This window comes from Pedobacter sp. SYP-B3415, assembly GCF_004138205.1.
GTDB lineage: Bacteria > Bacteroidota > Bacteroidia > Sphingobacteriales > Sphingobacteriaceae > Pedobacter.
Map to the genome: position 1 here is coordinate 209,488 of NZ_RXNQ01000001.1, position 18,847 is coordinate 228,334.

The 18,847-nt window shown below is 47.5% G+C and carries 17 protein-coding genes; 8 read left to right on the plus strand and 9 right to left on the minus strand.

Translation table 11 applies throughout. The features are described 5' to 3' along the window. Nucleotide 1: 1 nt before the first annotated feature. The 3 genes from EJV45_RS00915 to ispE are packed head-to-tail and all read right to left on the minus strand — an operon-like array spanning nucleotide 2 to nucleotide 2,451. On the minus strand, nucleotides 2-1,168 hold the full coding sequence (locus EJV45_RS00915) for a PLP-dependent aspartate aminotransferase family protein (RefSeq protein WP_129713734.1): 1,167 nt from the start codon (nucleotides 1,166-1,168) through the stop codon (nucleotides 2-4). Between the two features lie 50 nt (nucleotides 1,169-1,218). Then, complete coding sequence (locus EJV45_RS00920; RefSeq protein WP_129713735.1) at nucleotides 1,219-1,641, minus strand: OsmC family protein; 423 nt, start codon at nucleotides 1,639-1,641, stop codon at nucleotides 1,219-1,221. A 6-nt stretch (nucleotides 1,642-1,647) separates the two neighbouring features. Further along, nucleotides 1,648-2,451 carry a 4-(cytidine 5'-diphospho)-2-C-methyl-D-erythritol kinase gene (ispE, locus tag EJV45_RS00925; protein WP_129713736.1) on the minus strand — a complete coding sequence of 268 codons (804 nt, stop codon included), beginning with the start codon at nucleotides 2,449-2,451 and terminating at the stop codon, nucleotides 1,648-1,650. Nucleotides 2,452-2,580: 129 nt separating this feature from the next. Here ispE and EJV45_RS00930 point away from each other — a divergent pair, with 129 nt between their 5' ends. The 7 genes from EJV45_RS00930 to EJV45_RS00960 all read left to right on the plus strand — a co-directional run bounded on the left by EJV45_RS00930 (nucleotide 2,581) and on the right by EJV45_RS00960 (nucleotide 10,897). After that, nucleotides 2,581-3,375 carry a thymidylate synthase gene (locus EJV45_RS00930; RefSeq protein WP_129713737.1) on the plus strand — a complete coding sequence of 265 codons (795 nt, stop codon included), beginning with the start codon at nucleotides 2,581-2,583 and terminating at the stop codon, nucleotides 3,373-3,375. A 42-nt stretch (nucleotides 3,376-3,417) separates the two neighbouring features. Beyond that, nucleotides 3,418-3,921 (plus strand): dihydrofolate reductase, encoded by a 504-nt coding sequence (locus tag EJV45_RS00935; RefSeq protein WP_129713738.1) that lies wholly within the window; start codon nucleotides 3,418-3,420, stop codon nucleotides 3,919-3,921. A gap of 104 nt (nucleotides 3,922-4,025) precedes the next feature. After that, entirely contained in the window at nucleotides 4,026-6,977 is a 2,952-nt protein-coding gene (gene secDF, locus EJV45_RS00940) for a protein translocase subunit SecDF (RefSeq protein WP_129713739.1), read from the plus strand. Nucleotides 6,978-7,066: 89 nt separating this feature from the next. Next, nucleotides 7,067-8,377 (plus strand): NAD(P)/FAD-dependent oxidoreductase, encoded by a 1,311-nt coding sequence (locus tag EJV45_RS00945; protein ID WP_129713740.1) that lies wholly within the window; start codon nucleotides 7,067-7,069, stop codon nucleotides 8,375-8,377. Further along, entirely contained in the window at nucleotides 8,374-8,838 is a 465-nt protein-coding gene (locus EJV45_RS00950; RefSeq protein WP_129713741.1) for a methylglyoxal synthase, read from the plus strand. Before EJV45_RS00945 ends, EJV45_RS00950 begins: the two co-directional genes overlap by 4 nt. Before the next feature lie 21 nt (nucleotides 8,839-8,859). Next, nucleotides 8,860-10,056, plus strand: coding sequence for a thioredoxin family protein (locus EJV45_RS00955; protein WP_165304950.1), 1,197 nt, complete (start codon nucleotides 8,860-8,862; stop codon nucleotides 10,054-10,056). Continuing rightward, a complete protein-coding gene (locus EJV45_RS00960; protein WP_129713743.1) occupies nucleotides 10,037-10,897 on the plus strand; it encodes a hydroxymethylglutaryl-CoA lyase in 861 nt (286 codons plus the stop codon). Before EJV45_RS00955 ends, EJV45_RS00960 begins: the two co-directional genes overlap by 20 nt. Here the strand turns inward: EJV45_RS00960 and EJV45_RS00965 are convergent. From EJV45_RS00965 to fbaA, 3 genes are all read right to left on the minus strand, one after another. After that, nucleotides 10,894-11,856 (minus strand): Fic family protein, encoded by a 963-nt coding sequence (locus EJV45_RS00965; RefSeq protein WP_129713744.1) that lies wholly within the window; start codon nucleotides 11,854-11,856, stop codon nucleotides 10,894-10,896. The two genes, EJV45_RS00960 and EJV45_RS00965, sit on opposite strands and share 4 nt — an antisense overlap. Before the next feature lie 178 nt (nucleotides 11,857-12,034). After that, nucleotides 12,035-12,469 carry a GNAT family N-acetyltransferase gene (locus EJV45_RS00970; RefSeq protein WP_129713745.1) on the minus strand — a complete coding sequence of 145 codons (435 nt, stop codon included), beginning with the start codon at nucleotides 12,467-12,469 and terminating at the stop codon, nucleotides 12,035-12,037. Between the two features lie 119 nt (nucleotides 12,470-12,588). Beyond that, the gene (gene fbaA / locus EJV45_RS00975; RefSeq protein WP_129713746.1) at nucleotides 12,589-13,668 is read right to left on the minus strand and encodes a class II fructose-bisphosphate aldolase; all 1,080 of its coding nucleotides are present in this window, start codon (nucleotides 13,666-13,668) and stop codon (nucleotides 12,589-12,591) included. Nucleotides 13,669-13,809: 141 nt separating this feature from the next. On the opposite strand from fbaA, the gene accD reads away from it, so the two are divergent. Beyond that, entirely contained in the window at nucleotides 13,810-14,655 is an 846-nt protein-coding gene (gene accD, locus EJV45_RS00980) for an acetyl-CoA carboxylase, carboxyltransferase subunit beta (RefSeq protein WP_129713747.1), read from the plus strand. Between the two features lie 33 nt (nucleotides 14,656-14,688). Here the strand turns inward: accD and EJV45_RS00985 are convergent, their stop codons facing one another. From EJV45_RS00985 to guaA, 3 genes are all read right to left on the minus strand, one after another. Continuing rightward, nucleotides 14,689-15,840 carry an RsmB/NOP family class I SAM-dependent RNA methyltransferase gene (locus EJV45_RS00985; protein WP_129713748.1) on the minus strand — a complete coding sequence of 384 codons (1,152 nt, stop codon included), beginning with the start codon at nucleotides 15,838-15,840 and terminating at the stop codon, nucleotides 14,689-14,691. A 1-nt stretch (nucleotide 15,841) separates the two neighbouring features. Then, nucleotides 15,842-16,906 (minus strand): ABC transporter substrate-binding protein, encoded by a 1,065-nt coding sequence (locus EJV45_RS00990; protein ID WP_240755152.1) that lies wholly within the window; start codon nucleotides 16,904-16,906, stop codon nucleotides 15,842-15,844. Between the two features lie 124 nt (nucleotides 16,907-17,030). Next, a complete protein-coding gene (guaA, locus tag EJV45_RS00995) occupies nucleotides 17,031-18,560 on the minus strand; it encodes a glutamine-hydrolyzing GMP synthase (RefSeq protein WP_129713750.1) in 1,530 nt (509 codons plus the stop codon). Nucleotides 18,561-18,847 lie beyond the last annotated feature (287 nt).

The window sequence follows — 18,847 nt, forward strand, 5'->3', positions numbered from 1 at the left end:
CTCAGGCAAGGGCCTGTTCAATGTCTGCCAGGATATCATCAATATGTTCCAGACCAATTGAGAGCCTGACAGAACCCTGTTCAATGCCGACTTCAAGACGCTGCGCTTCGGTTAACTTTGAGTGGGTACTGGTTGCAGGATGTGTTGCGATTGATCGCGTGTCTGCCAGGTTTGCAGAGATAGAAAACATTTTTAGTCCATCCATAAATTTGCCGGCGCCTTCAGCACCCCCGTCTACCACAACAGTTACAATGCCGCCGCCGGCACGCATCTGTTTTTTAGCAATCTCAAACTGCGGATGGGACGCTAAAAATGGATACTTTACCAATTTGATCTTTGGATGGTTTTCCAAATATGTGGCAACCTTTAGCGCATTGTCACAATGCCTGTCCATGCGAACAGCAAGGGTCTCCAGGCTTTTCGACAGGATCCATGCATTGAAGGGCGACATAGCGGGTCCGCTGTGGCGTGCAAAGGCCTCGATCTCTGCAATCAGTTTATGGGTACCCAGGATGATGCCCCCCAATGTGCGGCCCTGCCCGTCAATATATTTAGTTGCTGAGTGAATAGAAAGGTGTGCGCCAAATTTAAGCGGCTGCTGAAGATATGGAGTTGCAAAACAGTTGTCTATAACAAGCAGCAGATCATGCCGCCGGGCCAGATCACCAAGAAAGGCAAGATCAATAATGTCTATACCAGGGTTGGAAGGGGTTTCAACAAAGATCATCTTTGTATTGGCCTGGATGAGTGTTTCCCAGTCGGCCGGCTTATCAAGATCCGCATAAGAAAAACTTACCCCCCACTTTGGAAAAATATTGCTGAGCAGCTGATGCGTTGAGCCAAAAACAGAGCGGCTTGAAATGACGTGATCGCCATTCTTAAGAAAGGCGGCAAAAGTTGTAAAAACCGCGGCCATGCCGGTGGCAGTAGCCCAGCCGCTTTCGCTGCCTTCCAGCAGCGCCATCTTTTCAATTAATTCTGATGTATTTGGATTTGAATAGCGGCTGTATACATTGCCTTCCTTTTCATTGGCAAACAACGCCCGCATTTCTTCGGCGTCATCAAACTTATAACTTGATGTCAGGTAAATAGGAGAAGAATGTTCTTTATGCTGGCTGCGGTCGGTCTGTGTGCGAATCGCTATGGTCTCAAAATTTTCGGTGCTCATGGTGTGTTTTGCCTCTTGATTTGTTAAGTGGAAATGAATGTAAAAGCGTGTTACTCTGAATCGATAATTGCGTAGCTGAAATTGATCGTTGCCGAGCGCCCGAGGATATTTGAAACTGAACAATACTTTTCAAACGTCAACTCCAGCGCACGTTCTACCTTTTGCGGATTCAGCTGACCTTTCAGCGCAAATTGAATGTCGATGACGTCGAAAATGGCCGGAACCTCTTCTTCCCGTCTCGTTGCGCTTATACTGATGCTGATATCTTCGAGCGGCTCCTTTTGTTTTTCCAGGATGTTAACCATGTCGATTCCGCTGCAGCCGCCAAGGCCAACCAGGAGCATTTCCATCGGGCGAAAGCCCTTACCCTCGCCGCCAATTGCCGCTTTTGCATCCAGTTCGACGGTGAAACCGCTTTCGTTAGAGGCCTCAAAATTAAATTTTCCGCTTTTGCGGATCAGGTTGATCTCCATTCTTGATCAGATGTTGTAATAAACAAGGTTGTTTTGTTCCAATTCCTGCAATTTTACGGGTTCGCTGAAAATCGCAAATACAGAAGAACCGCTTCCGCTCATTAGTGCGAATACAGCTCCTGCATGGTATAAATCGGCTTTTATTTGAGAAATTTCAGGGTACAAGTCAAATACAGATTGCTCGAAACTATTGAAGACCCTGTTCTTCCATGTTGTCGGGGGCAAATGTAAGGTTTCTCTGAGCGATGTCAAAGGCTTTTCGGGTTTTATTCGGGCATAAGCATCTGCTGTACTGACGTGAACAGGCGGCTTTACAACCACAAGAAACCAGGCTGACAGATCAATGGGAAACGGTTCGAACACATCGCCCCGGCCGGAGGCCAAAACGGGAACATTATTTATAAAAAAAGCGCAGTCGGCGCCGAGCTGCCGCGCATAGTCCTGCATTTGCGCCGAAGACATGCCCAGAGCAAACTTTTCATTCAGCAGCCGGATGAGAAAAGCGGCATCAGCCGAACCTCCACCCAGGCCCGCCCCGACGGGAATTCGCTTGAGCAGGTTGATCTCCTGCGGGGGCACCGCATAATCAGCTGACACAAGTTTAAATGCCCGTAATACGAGATTATCCCGCCCATCATCAGGAATATCATTTCCCGCCACCAGGCAGCGTGTATGGGTTGCTTCGGTACATTCCAAAGCATCAAAGATTTTAACCGGGTAAAAAACGGTTTCAAGGTCATGGTAGCCATCGGGGCGCCTGGCGGTAACATCCAATCCCAGATTGATCTTTGCATTTGGAAAACTGAGCATGGCTGTAAATATCTGAAAAAGCTGCGAAAGCGCCTGCGCAAAAAAATCTGCCCGAGGGGTGACGGCCGATCAGAGATATTTTTACGATGTTTGCAGTACACCCGCATCGGGACATCAAGTAAAAAGAACATGAAGCAATATTTGGATTTAATGCAGCATGTGCTCGATCAGGGCACGCAGAAACATGACCGTACCGGCACCGGTACAATCAGTGTATTCGGCTATCAGATGCGTTTTGACCTGAATGAAGGTTTCCCATTGGTTACTACCAAAAAGCTGCACCTGAAATCCATCATTCATGAATTGATCTGGTTTTTAAAGGGCGATACAAATATTGCATATCTAAAAGCGCATGGCGTAAGAATATGGGATGAATGGGCAGACGCTGAGGGCAACCTCGGACCAGTTTATGGTTCACAATGGCGCTCCTGGCCCACCCCGGATGGCGGGCACATTGACCAGATCAGCAAAGTGATCCATTCTATTAAGACCAATCCCGACTCGCGCCGGTTGATCGTTTCTGCCTGGAATGTTGCCGATGTAGACCAGATGGCTTTACCGCCGTGTCACGCCTTTTTCCAGTTTTATGTTGCTGACGGAAAACTGAGCTGCCAGCTTTACCAGCGGAGTGCTGATATATTTTTGGGCGTTCCATTCAATATCGCTTCATATGCGCTTTTAACCATGATGGTGGCTCAGGTATGCGGCCTTGAAAATGGCGTGTTTATTCATACGCTCGGCGATGCACATCTCTATAATAACCACATTGAGCAGGCCAGACTGCAATTGAGCCGCGAGCCCAGACCGCTGCCTGTTATGCATCTGAACCCGGAAATAAAAGATATCTTTGATTTCAAATTCGAAGATTTCAATCTGCAGAACTACGATCCGCATCCGCATATTAAAGGTGTGGTTGCGGTCTGATCTCCGGCACCAATCTTCAGTACACACCTCAAACACAGGCCCATGACCGCCATACCTCCAGTTTCTCTCATTGTTGCCATGGCAGAAAACCGTGCCATTGGCAAGGACAACCAAATGCTGTGGCACCTGCCCGAAGACCTCAGGCATTTCAAAAAAATTACTGCGCAGCACCCTGTCATTATGGGAAGAAAGACGTTTGAATCGATCGGGCGCGCGCTTCCGCTTAGAAAAAATATTGTAATCAGCCGCAATCCGCATCTGGATATCCAGGGGGTTGAACTTATGAACAGCCTTGATACAGCCATCCGCCTGGCTGAAGGGGCAGATGAGATCTTTGTTATTGGCGGCGCCGAGATCTATAAACAGGCACTCCCGCTTGCAGACAAACTTTACCTGACTACTGTACACAGCTCTTTTGAGGGGGATGCGTACTTTCCCGAAGTAGACTTCTCAGAATGGGAAAAGACGGGTGAAGAGCGGCATGAAAAAGATGAAAAACATGCCTTCGCATTTACCTTTTCAGAGTGGAAAAGGGCTTCAAAATAATCTTAATAAATTATCAGTAAGGGCGTTCGACTAATTGAAAAATTAATTAGATTTGCCGACTTGTTTTAAAAAACAGCTATAGAATAAAAAAATTATAACAAACAATGCAAGGAAAAGGTTTTATAAAGTTTTTGGCAATACTGTTGGCTATTGTCTGTGCGTACTATCTGTCGTTCAACCTGGTCACAGCTAAGGTTGAGAAAGATGCGAAAGAGTATGCCAAGGGCGATGCGGTGAAAGAGAAAGCCTATCTGGATTCAATTGCGACCGAGCCTGTTTACCCCGTTTTTGGTCTTACCTACCAGTTCTGCAAAAGCAAGGAAATGAATCTGGGTCTCGACCTTAAAGGTGGGATGAACGTAACCATGGAGATTTCCCTGAACGAGCTTGTCAAATCGCTGGCAAACAACACGTCGGATGCAAACTTCAATAAAGCCCTGCAAAATGCCCAGCGCCTTCAGGATCAGGGCAGCACGACCGATTTTATCAACCTGTTCATTTCTGAATTCGAAAAACTGAGCCCCGGTGTAAAACTGGCCGATTTCTTTGCAACTACCGAGAATTCACAACAGATCAATTCCACTTCGAGCAACACGGAAGTAAGGAACTACCTTTCACGTGAGGCGACAAGCGCAATTGACCGCTCATTTATCATTCTGCGCAGCCGTATTGACGGTTTTGGTGTTGCAAGCCCGAACATGCAGAAACAGGAAGGTACCAACCGCATCCTGATTGAAATGCCGGGTGTTCAGGACCAGGAGCGTGTTCAGAAATTGCTCCAGGGGTCTGCTGAACTGCAGTTCTGGCAGGTATATCAGTTGCAGGAGGTATATCCGCTGCTTGATAATATCAACAAAACACTTGTTTCAACCAGTAAAGTGGCAGATACCACTGCAGCCGCTGCTACAGATACCGCAAAAAAAGATGGCGGAAAACTTGGCGACCTTGTAAAAAAAGGCGGCAGCAAAGATTCTACAGATATCCGCAAGTCGGAACTAAGCAAAAGCAACCCGCTTTTCGCCGTTCTTGAGCTTCCGATGTTCCAGAGCGAGCAGGGTCCGCAGGTTTATCCTACCTCGGCAATTATTGGTTTTGTAGAAAAAAGAGACACAGCCAAAGTAAACGGTTTCCTGCGTAAGCCGGAGATCGCTGCTACGATTCCACAGAGCATGAAATTTATGTGGAGCGTAAAACCTGACGCACAAAGCAAGAAATTTGAACTGTATGCCATCAAGGTGACGGCCGCCGACGGACAGCCTGCCCTTGGCGGTGACGCGATCAGCGAAGCACGTGCAGACTACGATCAGAAAGGCAGCCCTGAGGTTACCATGTATATGAAACCTTCAGGTGCTACCAAGTGGAAGAAACTCACTGCTGAGGCATCTGCAGACCCTAACAATAAAAAAGCGATTGCCATTGTTCTTGATAACAATGTGTACTCAGCGCCTACCGTACAAAACGAAATTCCAAACGGTATTTCTTCGATCTCAGGAAACTTCACTGTAGATGACACGAAAGACCTTGCAAACATTCTGAAAGCGGGTAAATTGCCTGCACCGGCTAAAATTGTCGGTAAGTTTGTAGTCGGCCCTACCCTGGGTCAGACGGCAATTAACAATGGCCTTATCTCATTCGTGATTGCATTTATCGTGATCCTGGTGTTTATGGCTCTTTATTATCACCGGGCCGGTTGGGTGGCAAACTTTGCATTGCTGATCAACCTGTTCTTCATCATGGGTATCCTGGTATCGCTTGGTGCAGTGCTTACGCTGCCTGGTATTGCCGGTATCGTTCTTACGATCGGTTTGTCGGTTGATGCGAACATCCTGATCTTTGAACGCGTTCGTGAAGAGCTGGCGCAGGGCAAGAGCACGGCACAGTCAATCAAAGACGGTTTCAGACACGCCATGTCATCAATCATTGACTCGAATGCTACATTGTTCATTCTTGGTGGTATCCTTTACGCTTTTGGCAGCGGGCCGGTTCAGGGCTTTGCAACCACGTTGTGTATCGGTATCGCTTCATCACTGTTTGCTGCTGTTCTGATCTCACGCGTCATCTTCGACTCGATGCTGAACCGCAAAATTGACATCAGCTTTGATAACAGCCTGACGAAAAATGCATTCAAGAACATTGCATTTAACTTCGTTGGTCGCCGGAAGCTCTATTATATCATCTCGTCGGTGATCATTGTACTCGGTATAATCTTCTATTTCAAAAATGGCGGTTTAAATCTGGGTATTGACTTCAAAGGTGGCCGTACCTACCTGGTTCACTTCGATAAAAACGTGGAGACGGAAGACATCCGCGCAAAACTGACCACAGCATTCGAAGATGAGGCACCTGAAGTAAAAACTGCCGGTGGCGACAACCAGTTAAAAATCACCACCGCTTACCTGGTTTCTGAGCCTGGTCAGGCTACAGATGCAAAAGTAGAATCGGCCCTGAAAAAAGGCCTGGACGGTGCAGCGGTGAAATATGATATTGTAAGTTCACAGCGTGTCGATCCGATTATTGCAAGCGATATTGTTACAAGTGCCTATGGCGCCATCCTGTTCTCCTGTATCCTGATGTTTATCTACATTGTTGTACGGTTCCGCAAATGGCAATATGGTCTGGGTGCGGTTATCGCCCTCTTCCACGACGTACTGATGGTACTTTCATTTTACACCATTCTTGATGGTGTGCTTCCTTTCTCGCTGGAAATCGGCCAGGACTTTATCGCCGCGATCCTGACGGTTATGGGTTATACGATGACAGAAACGGTAGTTGTATTTGACAGGATCCGTGAGCGCCTGAATGAAGCCGGCAAAACAGATATGTATGGTGAAGAACGTAACACGCTGATCAACTTTGCTTTGAACAGCACACTAAGCCGTACCATTCTAACCTCACTAACTGTGTTCTTTGTACTCCTGGTTATTTTCATCTTTGGTGGAGACAGCATCCGCGGATTTATCTTCGCCTTGCTGATCGGCCGGATCATTGGTACGTATTCGTCACTTTGTATTTCTACGCCAATCGTTATCGACCTGGCGCAAAAGGGCAAAAAATAATTTAGAAAACCATTCCCCGCAAAAAGGCGTTCTCTTAAAAAAAGAACGCCTTTTTTTATTTTGTACATTTGTATATACAACCCTCAAGAATGAATTTGGAACTCCCAAAAAGCGAACATCCCAGGGTACTGGTGATCGGAGGTGGATTCGGTGGAATAGAACTCGCAAAGAAACTCAGGAACAAACCGTTCCAGGTTGTCATGCTCGACAAGCATAATTATCATACCTTCCAGCCCCTGCTCTACCAGGTTTCTACCGGCGGCCTGGAACCTGACTCGATTGCATTCCCGTTGCGTAAGATCTTTAAAGGTCAGGAGAACTTTCTTTTCCGTGTTACTGAAGTCCTGGAGGTGGTCACAGACGCCAATAAAGTGATTACAGACATAGGTGAGATCAGCTACGATTACCTGGTTATTGCTACGGGATCAACGACCAATTATTTTGGCCAGAAAGAGATCGAGGCAAACGCAATGCCTATGAAATCAATTCCGGAGGCGCTGAATCTGCGCAGCCTGATTCTTCAAAATCTGGAGAATGCGCTTATCGAAAATAATAAAGTCGTATACGATACCCTGCTTAATTTTGTAGTGGTTGGCGGCGGTCCTACGGGTGTGGAAACGGCCGGTGCGCTTTCTGAACTGAAGCGGCACGTACTGAAAAAAGATTATCCGGAGCTTGATATCAATAAAGTTAATATCTACCTGATAGAAGGTTCTGCCGAACTGCTCGGCGCGATGTCGCCACAGGCTCAGAAGAAAGCCAAAGACTTTCTGATTGAGATGGGCGTCACTGTCTTAACCGAGTCGCGCGTCCTTTCATATGATGGCTCCACACTTGCACTTGCCGATGGGCAGACAATTCCTACTTCTACCGTAATCTGGTCTGCCGGTGTGATGGGCGAACTGATTCCGGGCTTTGCTCCGTCAAGCATCATCAGGGGAAACAGGCTGAAAGTAGATGCGTTCAATGCTGTAGAAGGTTATACGAACGTGTATGCCATCGGTGATGTAGCAGCCATGATTACCGCTGAAACGCCGCATGGACTGCCGGGCGTAGCTCCTGCTGCGATACAACAGGGTAAACACCTGGCAAAAAATCTGTATAATCGCATATCCAATCGCGCACTCGAACCTTTTAAGTATTTTGACAAAGGCGCAATGGCCACTGTAGGCAGAAACAAGGCTGTTGTCGATTTGCACAAAATCCGGTTCCAGGGTGTATTTGCCTGGTTTGCATGGATGTTTGTTCACCTGATGACACTTGTAGGCTTCAGAAACAAGGTTGTGGTTTTTGTAAACTGGGTATGGAACTATTTCAGTTACGACCGCGGGACAAGGCTGATCATCAGGGAATACGAGCGCGAGCGGAAGGAGCCTGAACGCAGCGAAACCATTTTATGACATACAGAACGTTAAAACCGAACAAACGTATTGCGCTTGTGGCGCATGACCACAGGAAAGATGACCTGCTTGAATGGGCTACAGCTAACCGCGACTCGCTTGAGTCGCATGAACTGATTGCGACCGGTACAACAGGCAAGATCATTGAAGAACGCCTCAGAATCCCGGTGCGTAAAATGTTAAGCGGGCCACTCGGAGGCGATCAGCAGATCGGCGCCCTCATTGCACAGGGTGAAATAGATATGCTTGTTTTTTTCTGGGACCCGATGGAAGCGCAGCCGCATGACCCGGACGTTAAGGCCCTGCTGCGTATCGGAATTCTCTGGAATATCCCAATGGCATGCGACCGGGCAACTGCCGATTTTTTAGTATCTTCACCTTTCATGCAGTCAGAATACCAGACGCAGCTAACCGACTACGATGCATACAAAAACAGGCTGGTAGGACGCAACGGATCTTAAAATAAAATATTTATGCGCGTATTGAGCATAATTTTGCTGTGGTCCCTCATTGCCTCAACAAGCGAAGCACAGGACCATATCAGGTTTCAAAAAGGCAGTCTGTCGTCTTTACTAAACTTTGCAAAAGCTGAAGGAAAGCCCCTGCTCCTCTATGCTACTTCCAAATGGTGTGGTCCTTGTCTTAAAATGGAACAGCGAACGTTTCGTGAAGACAGTGTAATACGTTTTATAAACGAAAACTTTGTTCCGGTTAAAGCCGCCTATGAAGATGCTGAAGGGCTGAAGATGCAGAAAAAATACAAGATGGCCCTGCCCGCCTTTGTTGTATTGGACCATACCGGGGAAGAATTATTTACGTTTGCGGGGTTTCAGACAGGCGCAGGTCTGCTCGTGAAACTTCGCGAAAGCAGAAGCCCCGAGCAGCGGATGCTAAAAAAAATGGAGACACAATTTGCGTCAGGCAGGCATGATGTTCCCTTCCTGCTCGATTATCTGAAACTGGCAGAGAAAAGAAAACCTGCCATGACTGCAGAGATATACAAAAAGCTCGTAATGAGCGCCAGCGAGGCTGATTTTGTGCGTTACTCGCTCGTGAAATATAGCCAGCGATACATTTCTTCAGACGAGCTTCCCGATTACAAGTATATCCGCCTGCACAGGGTCCGGACCGATTCACTTCTTGGCCAGGGTGCAAGCCAGAACTTATTAAACCGGGCTATGTACGGCACACTTTATAATGCCAGCCGGCAATCAGATCGGGCAGTGCTCGATCGGGCAATGGAAAAGCTGGCTATAAGTCAGCTGCCTGATCAGAATAGTATAAAGTGGCAAACTGAGCTTGATTATTACTTTCATAACAAACAGTATAATAATTTATTGAAGAGCCTGGAAGACACTTCTTTCCTGGCTTTGGGAAAAAGTCCTGACGAAATCAGAAACGCCTTTGCAACGAACACAGTTCTCAGAAAGGTGACTGATCCGAAGGTGCTGGCCTCTGCAATGGGCTATGTGAAAAACATGGCGGATGCGGGCGGCAATGTGCAGCAACTTACTATGCTGGGTCAGCTGGAACAGTTATCGGGGAACCGGGCAAAAGCCATCAGTTACTATGAACAGGCGCTGTCAGATTTCAGAAAGCAGCGCCCGGATCAGGAGCCGCTCGGTATTCTGAACCTGCTCGAAGACATTAAAAATGATCATGAGAAATCACCCGATTAAACTTGTCGAATGTCCGCGCGATGCCATGCAGGGTCTGCATGACTTTATACCTACGAACCTGAAAGCGGCTTATCTGAATCTGCTGCTGCAGGTAGGTTTTGATACGATAGATTTCGGGAGTTTTGTATCGCCCAAAGCGATCCCTCAGATGCGGGATACCGCAGCTGTGCTCGATCTTCTGGATCTGCCCGCGGGCGGTTCCAGACTTCTTGCTATAGTGGCAAATGTTCGTGGTGCAGAAGAAGCAGCACAGCATGCGCAGATTGATTACCTGGGCTTTCCGTTCTCCATATCTGAAACCTTTCAGCAGCGCAATACAAACAGCAGCATGGCTGCATCTGTTGATACCATCAAGCGGCTGCTGGAAATCTGTTCGGCAAAAGACAAGACAGCTGTAATTTATCTATCAATGGGTTTCGGAAACCCCTATGGAGATGAATGGAGCCCACAATTGGTTACAGATTGGGCGGGACGCCTGGTCAGTGAGGGTGCAGGGATACTTTCACTTGCCGATACCACCGGCGTGTCTACAGCCCGTCAAATACGCGAACTTCTGCCTGTGCTGACCAACAGTCTGCCTGAGGCAGAGATCGGGCTTCACCTGCATGCCACGCCCGGACAGCGTCTGGAAAAGATAACCGCTGCCTTTGAAGCAGGCTGCAGCAGATTTGATTCCGCATTAAGGGGATATGGCGGCTGCCCAATGGCTTCAGATCAATTGACAGGAAATATTGCAACAGAAGAGGTAATCGGTTATCTGAATGCACAGAATCAACTGCCGCCCCTCAACTTTGAAAAGTGGGAAGAGGCCATACAGTTATCAGGCTCCATATTTCATTAATTTTTTATGGTTTTCTTTTGTTGAGCCTCTGTATAGGCCAGCACAGCCCGCTTACTTGTCACCCATGTGCGCCCCTCCTTGTGCGCATCAATCTTACCCTGCCTGGCCAGAAGACTGATGTATTCCTGCCCGTAGGGCATATCGGGCTCGCGAACAAGGGATGAAATATCCATGTAATCTTCTTCATGACCTGGTAGTGCCTGGATATAGATGTTAAGTGTTCTTTCGGCGGCCTGAAGCATGAGTAAAGTAAGTTTCTGATAGTTTCCCTGATTGGCCTGGTTTAGCGCATCATAATATTTTTTACGGTCATCTTTTAGAATTATTGCCGGCGGATAACCATTACGCATTAACAACAGGTTCATTGCCAGGCGCGCGGTACGCCCGTTGCCGTCAAAAAACGGATGTATCCAGACCAGCTTGTGATGAAAAACGGTAGCAAGCTCTAGGATATTGAGCTGCTGAGGATTACTTTCTGTAAACTGGATAAGCTCATCTAAGAGACCAGACACCTTGGAGGCATTCGGCGGAGCAAAGTTTGCGCCCGAAATGCGCACACCTGCATTGCGAATGCGGCCGGCAGACTCGTCTTCTATGCTGCGCAGGACCATGGCATGCAGAGACAAAATGTCTATGCATCTTAGCTGTGAGTCCTGACCAGCAAGGTTATACAAAAGATCAATGGCCTTTTCGTGATTGAAGGCTTCAAAGTGTTCGCGTAAGGTTTTGCCCTTTACCGTGATACCTTCCTGTAACACCATCTGTGTCTCGCGCAGACTTAAGGTATTTCCTTCTATACCATTTGAGTGGTATGTCCATTCAATAGTAAGGCTCTCGCGAATCTTTTTCAGCGCCGCTGCAGACAATGGCCGCTTTGCCCGCAGAACAGATGCCTTCTCTTCAAGCCTGAGGAAGCTGTCTTCAAATTCTGCACGGTAGCTTAAATCGATCTCCCACATATACTAAATTACAAAAAATCGGAAAGGCCAAGAAATTAATCTTCCCGATTTTTCACCCCGGATGTTTAGCTTTGCCCTTGAACAGAAAAACCCCGGTCAGATTACGACCGGGGGTATGGGTAATGTCTGTAGATTCAGGAAGTATTTATCAGACTGCCGGGGCAGACCTGCAGTAAACTCAGGGCTGGCTCCTTTTTACCATGCGCACATGCTGGATCCCTGCCTCTTCAAACTGTTCGCCTTCCGCTATGAAGCCGAAACGCGCGTACAGGCCGGCTGCTTCGAGCTGCGCATTCAGGTAGACATAAGCTGCATCGGCAGGCAGGTCTGACAAAGCCGCGGCAACGAGTGCCCCGCCAACGCCCATCTGCCGGTACTCCTTCAGTACGGCAAAACGCTCCAGTTTGTATCCCTGGTCGGTTTGCCTCCAGCGACAGGCTCCACAGGGTGCCGTTCCATACAGTGCCAGGAAATGGACAGCTACGTCGTCATTTTCCCACTCAAGCTCCGGCGGACAGTTCTGTTCGCCTACGAAGACTGTTCTGCGGATTTCAAATGCTTTTTCCAGGTCTTCCGCGCTATCTATCCTGGAAACGGTGAGTGTCTGCTCCATGTTTTAAAATTATATGCGGATACATGTGTGGTATAAGGTTGGAGGATCCGCCGGAAAAAACAAATAAAAACGCCGCATGCGCAGGGCATACGGCGTTATATGGGTTTGACAAAGCTGGTTTACAGCTTGTCGTTTACATCTACGCAATTGAGGTCCTCGAAAGCAACCTTCAGACGTTTTACAAAGGCATCTTCGCCCTTACGCAGCCAGACCCGCGGGTCATAATACTTCTTGTTAGGCTTGTCATCGCCTTCGGGATTACCGATCTGAGCTTGCAGGTAAGCTTCGTTTGCTTTGTAGTAACCGAATACGCCTTCAGCAAATGCCCATTGCATGTCGGTATCAATATTCATTTTGATGGCACCATAAGAAATTGCTTCACGGATCTCTTCCTGCGATGAGCCTGAGCCGCCATGGAAAACGAAATTGATCGGTTTCTCTGCTTCCAGGTTATATTTCTCGCGGATAAAGTCCTGCGAATTCTTAAGAATTACCGGCTGTAGTTTTACGTTGCCCGGTTTGTAAACACCATGCACATTGCCGAATGCTGCAGCCACGGTAAAACGGTGCGAAACCTTGCTCAGTTCGTCATATGCAAAACAAACCTCACTTGGCTGGGTATACAATTTAGAGCTGTCAACATCACTGTTATCAACACCGTCTTCTTCACCGCCTGTTACGCCAAGCTCAATCTCAATTGTCATATTCAGTTTGCTCATGCGCTCGAAGTATTTAACACAGATTTCCATGTTTTCTTCAATCGGCTCTTCTGAAAGATCAAGCATGTGTGAAGAGAACAGAGGTTTTCCGGTTTCTGCGAAAAACTTCTCACCATGCTCAAGCAGGCCATCGATCCACGGAAGCAATTTTTTTGCAGCGTGGTCGGTATGCAGGATCACGCCAACACCATAATGTTCGGCAAGCAGGTGTACATGGCGGGCTGCAGAAACAGCACCTAAGATACATGCCTGAAGTTTCTCATTGTCTAATGACTTGCCGGCATAGAACTGGGCTCCGCCGTTCGATAACTGGATAATTACCGGAGAGTTCACCGCTTTTGCTGTCTCCATAACGGCATTCAGGGTGTTTGTTCCTGTAATGTTTACCGCTGGTAAAGCAAACTGATGTTTTTTTGCCTGTTCAAATAATTCCTGAACGGCATCTCCGTAAATTACGCCTTTGTAGCCTTTTAAACTCATTGTAGTTGGATTTTTGTTGCGCCCGAAGTTATAAAAAAAAACCGCAGTATACAATTCAACGCCCAGAACGCGTAGCTGCCCAATCTATTGCGCGTAGTTCTAATATTTTTCGTTTCTTTGTAACCGATTCTTCAAAAAAATATGGCTTGGTTTAAGAGAGAAAAAAAGGGTATCATTACCTCTACAGAAGAAAAAAAAGAGGCTCCTGACGGACTCTGGAACAAGTGTCCGAACTGTAAAAAGGCGCTTCATCAGTCAGAACTCCAGGAAAATAAATACGTTTGTCACTATTGCAGCTACCACCTTCGTGTGGGCTCAAAAGAATATTTCGAGGTTTTATTTGACGACAGCCAGTTTACCGAGCTGTTTGCAGACATCACCTCTGGCGACCCGCTGAGTTTTGTAGACAGCAAACCGTATAGCGAGCGCATTCAGGACAGCATGAGAAAAACCGGGCTAAAAGACGCGATCCGTGCAGCGCACGGAAAGATTGAAGGCCAGGAACTGATGATTGCCTGTATGGACTTCAATTTCATCGGAGGTTCGATGGGATCTGTAGTGGGCGAAAAGATAGCACGCTCGATCGACTACAGTTTGAAAAACAAGGTGCCCTTCCTGATGATTTCAAAATCGGGCGGTGCGAGAATGATGGAGGCGGCATTTTCATTGATGCAAATGGCCAAGACATCAGCAAAACTGGCCTTACTCAGCCAGGCAAAGATTCCGTACATTTCGCTGCTTACAGATCCTACCACGGGTGGCGTTACCGCATCCTATGCAATGCTTGGTGACATCAATATTGCAGAACCAGGTGCGCTGATCGGCTTCGCGGGTCCGCGTGTAATAAAGGAAACGATTAAAAAAGATCTGCCGAAAGGATTCCAAACAGCAGAGTTTGTTCTGGAACACGGATTTCTCGATTTTATAGTAGATCGCCGGGCTATGAAAGCAAAGATTGCAGCTTTCCTCAGAATGGTTCAGAATTAACAGGATCCCCTCAGCGAGGGGATTTTTTTTGGGTCATTTGCCAATGAGCCGGGCTGCAAACATGGTATCTGCTTTTTGTGTATAGCCTGAGATCAATTCCATTCGCTCCAGTTCAAGCGGCAGATTTTCAAGCATAAACTGTACAACATCTTCATTTTCGGCCTTGAATGCCGAGCATGTAATGTATATGAGGGGTTTGCCCGGCTTCAGGTAGTTCACGACGTTTCGTGCTATAGATTTTTGAAGGGCAGCAAACTGCCCGATTCTGCGCTGGTCAAAAAACCGCGCAAGTTCGGGTGTTCTTCCCCAGGTGCCTGATCCGGAGCAGGGGGCGTCCAGAATAATCCCGTCAAAAGCATAGTGTTTCAGGATTTGGTCGTTGTTTTGAAGCAGATCAAGCTGTTTGCGCTGGTATTTTCTTATTCCTGCCTGCGCAAAGCGCTCTTCCAGGTTATCTAAAATGTTCTCTCTGATATCGCTTACAACCAACTCGACGGTAGGTTCTATGCTATGCAGCAAAAGTGACTTTCCGCCGGAGGCTGCGCAGGTATCCCACCATTTGGAGTAACGGGCTGGCTCAAAAAAAGTAGCGGTGTGCTGGGACGAGAGGTCCTGCACATAATAACTGTTTTCAGGCAGCAGATTTTCCAGTTTGGCCCCGTTCGGCAACGCAATGCAGCGATCACTCAATTGCACGAAGGGCTGTCCGGCAGCTTCCAGCAAGCGCAGCACGTGTTCATCCCTGATCCGTATATAAAGATCGGGCTGTATGAACATGGATCTGTTGAAGGTTACCTCGTCAATTCCCTGCGAAAGCAGTCCGCTGAATGGCAGAATCTGCTTATCATCGGCCGGGAGACCAATTCCCTGAAGAAAATTTAATTTATTTTCTACAGACCATGTCTCCATACCTGCTAGCTGCGGTTCGAGATAGGCTGTTACCGGACTCAGGTCTTCGTGGCAAAGAAAATCTGCATATGCTAGTTTCCGGTCGGCCGGAAGTGCTGAAAACATATCTCCGGAACGGAAATAACTATATATGTAACGCGATGCCCAGCGCCGGTCTGTGGAACCCATTTTCCGGTTCTGCTTAAAAAAACCGGGCAAAAAGCGATGCAAAGGCAGGCTTCCGTCATAGGCAGACAGTACCTGTTCAAACGTTCTGAGTTGGTGCACTGCCTTCATATTAATCAATAACCTGCAATGAATAATTGCTGTAACGAAGAAGCATAATGGCGGTGTTGATATAGCCAAGCTCCGGGTCGTAAACAAAACGGAATTGATTGTGCAGCCCTTTGTACAGCTCCTTAGTCAGATATTTCGGATAATCTGTGCCATACCTGGAGAGCAGGTGCCCAAAAAAATAGCCGTTATCAAAGCCTTTGAAGGCATACTCTCCGGGTTCAAAACCGAAGGCCTTGCGATACTTTCTTATAAATGATTTCGTAGCTGCTGCTTTATAATCAACCCGGTATGAGCTGGTGATGCTTGTGTTGAGTTTCTGCAGCTTATCGGTATTGTAACTTTGTTTAACCCAGTTCGGATGCCCGAAGAGACTGATCGGATAACCGCCGGTTTTCAGGTATTTGAGCTTATAAAGTTTATCAACGCTTGGCGTTACAAAGCTGCGGTCGTGCGATGCAATGATCACAACATAATTTTTCCCCTTGATCAGACGCCTTTCAAGTGTGTAAACGGAAGTAAATTCCTGAAACACAAATTTCGGCTTACTCTGAAAGCGCTTGCGCAGCGGGGCAGCAAAAACCTCATCGTCTGTTTTTTTAGGATTGATCAGCACAACGACGGTTCGTGCAGGGTCATAATGCGCGGCAATGTAATCGACAATTTTCGAGGCATGCAGGCCGATATTACCGACGGAAGATATCAGGTTCGGGTTATTAAATTCCCGGGGATGCGAGGCCGCAAGCGGGGAAACGACCGGTACCTGGTTCTCTGTGGTATAGGCCGCAATAAACTTTTGCCCTTCAGGAAACACCGGCCCAACCAGAAGGTGACTTTTTTGAAAGTCCTCCCTTTTGTAAAGCGCAGCTAACTGGGCATTATCATCGCGGGTATCAAACACATTCAACTGAAAGTTCAGGCCCGACTGTGCCGCCGAGTCCAGTCCGAGCCTGAAACCCTGATAAAAGTCAATAGCCATCGAGGACTTATCAAGATCCTGTTTGGTCATTGTCGACAGCTTGGCGCGGTTAATATCAAAGGGCAGCAGCAGGGAAATGTTCGCCTGCATGAACCGCTTTTTTACTTCCTTTTTTTCAACTGCCTTTTCCTTTTCCCGCGCCGGCGTATCGGCCGGTTTACGAATTTTTGGCGAACAGCCGGCTATGACCAGCAGAACGAGTAAAAAGCAAATTCTATTCCCACTCAATCGTCGCAGGTGGTTTCGAGCTAATATCATAAACAACCCGGTTAATGCCTTTTACTTTATTTATAATTTCATTTGAGATCTTCGCAAGCACCTGGTAAGGCAAATGACACCAGTCTGCCGTCATCCCGTCCAGTGATTCTACTGCACGTAAACAGATCACATTTTCGTATGTACGCTCATCGCCCATCACCCCTACCGATTGTACCGGAAGGAAAATCGCGCCTGCCTGCCAAACCTGGTCATACAGACCGGCTTCTTTGAGGTTGTTGATGTAGATAGCATCTGCCTCCTGCAAAATGGCTACCTTTTCTGCGGTTACCTCGCCAAGTATGCGGATGGCCAGACCCGGACCAGGGAAAGGATGTCTTCCAAGGATAAAATCTTCCAGTCCCAGGCTTTTACCTACCCTGCGAACCTCATCTTTAAACAGCGTGTTCAGCGGTTCAACGATTTTAAGTTTCATAAAATCGGGTAAACCACCAACGTTGTGATGCGATTTAATTGTTGCAGACGGACCTTTTACCGAAACTGATTCGATCACATCCGGATAAATTGTCCCCTGCCCTAACCAGACCACATCCTGCACATCGTGCGCTGCATCGTCAAATACTTCTATGAAAACACGGCCGATCGCTTTTCGTTTTAATTCCGGATCTTTTATACCTGCAAGCTGACTCAGAAAGCGGTCTTTGGCATCAATACCGCGAATATTCAGGCCAAGGTGTTTGTATTGTTCCAGAACAGACTCGTATTCGTCTTTACGCAACAGCCCATTATCTACAAAAATACAGTGCAGGTTTGTACCAATAGCGCGGTGCAGCAACATGGCAGCTACACTTGAGTCCACACCCCCTGATAGTCCGAGCACAACCTTATCATTACCCAGTTTGGTCTGAAGAGCGGCTACCGTTTCTTCGATAAAAGAATCCGGTGTCCATTCCTGGCTGCAACCGCAGATATCGACAAGGAAGTTTTTCAGCAGCATCTTACCATCAGTACTGTGTGTAACTTCCGGGTGAAACTGGATGCCATAGGTCTCGGTGCCTGTTACGCGGTAGGCTGCTACACGAACTGTATCGGTGCTTGCAGTAATTTCAAAATTTTCAGGCGTGCCGACGATGGTATCACCATGCGACATCCAGACCTGCGAATGCGCCGGAATACCCTTAAAAAGTTTATCCTCATGTTGAATGAAACCCAGGTTTGCACGACCATACTCCCTGATGGTTGATGGCTGAACCTCTCCTCCCGATTGCTGAGCAAGGTACTGCGCCCCATAACAAACACCCAGAACCGGATATTTTTGATGGAACAGCGACAGGTCTACCTGCGGCGCGTCTGCCTGGCGAACCGAATAAGGGCTACCTGACAGAATGATACCTTTTACGTCTGAAGTAAATTCGGGAATGTGGTTAAAAGGGTGGATTTCACAGTAAACGTTCAGTTCGCGTACGCGGCGTGCAATTAATTGTGTGTACTGCGAACCAAAATCGAGAATAATGATTTTTTCGTGCATGGGCAAAGATAGGTATTTAAGCCGAATTGGCTGAATGATAGCGGTAATTTAGCGGCAGATTTTTGCAATTGAATGTGCATGGTCAACACCCGGAGGTCACTGTTGTCCGGGGAAAGTTTTGCGAAATCCTATTGTTCCTTGGTTTCCAATAGATGTGAGGCTATGGTATCGAACCGCTCACCGCCGCGGGGGCTCCTTCTTTTTCTTGGAAAAGAAGCACCTGAGGCATAGCCGAAAGCGTTCGTACCTCTGAAAACAACATACAAGAGACGAACAAACCGCTCCGG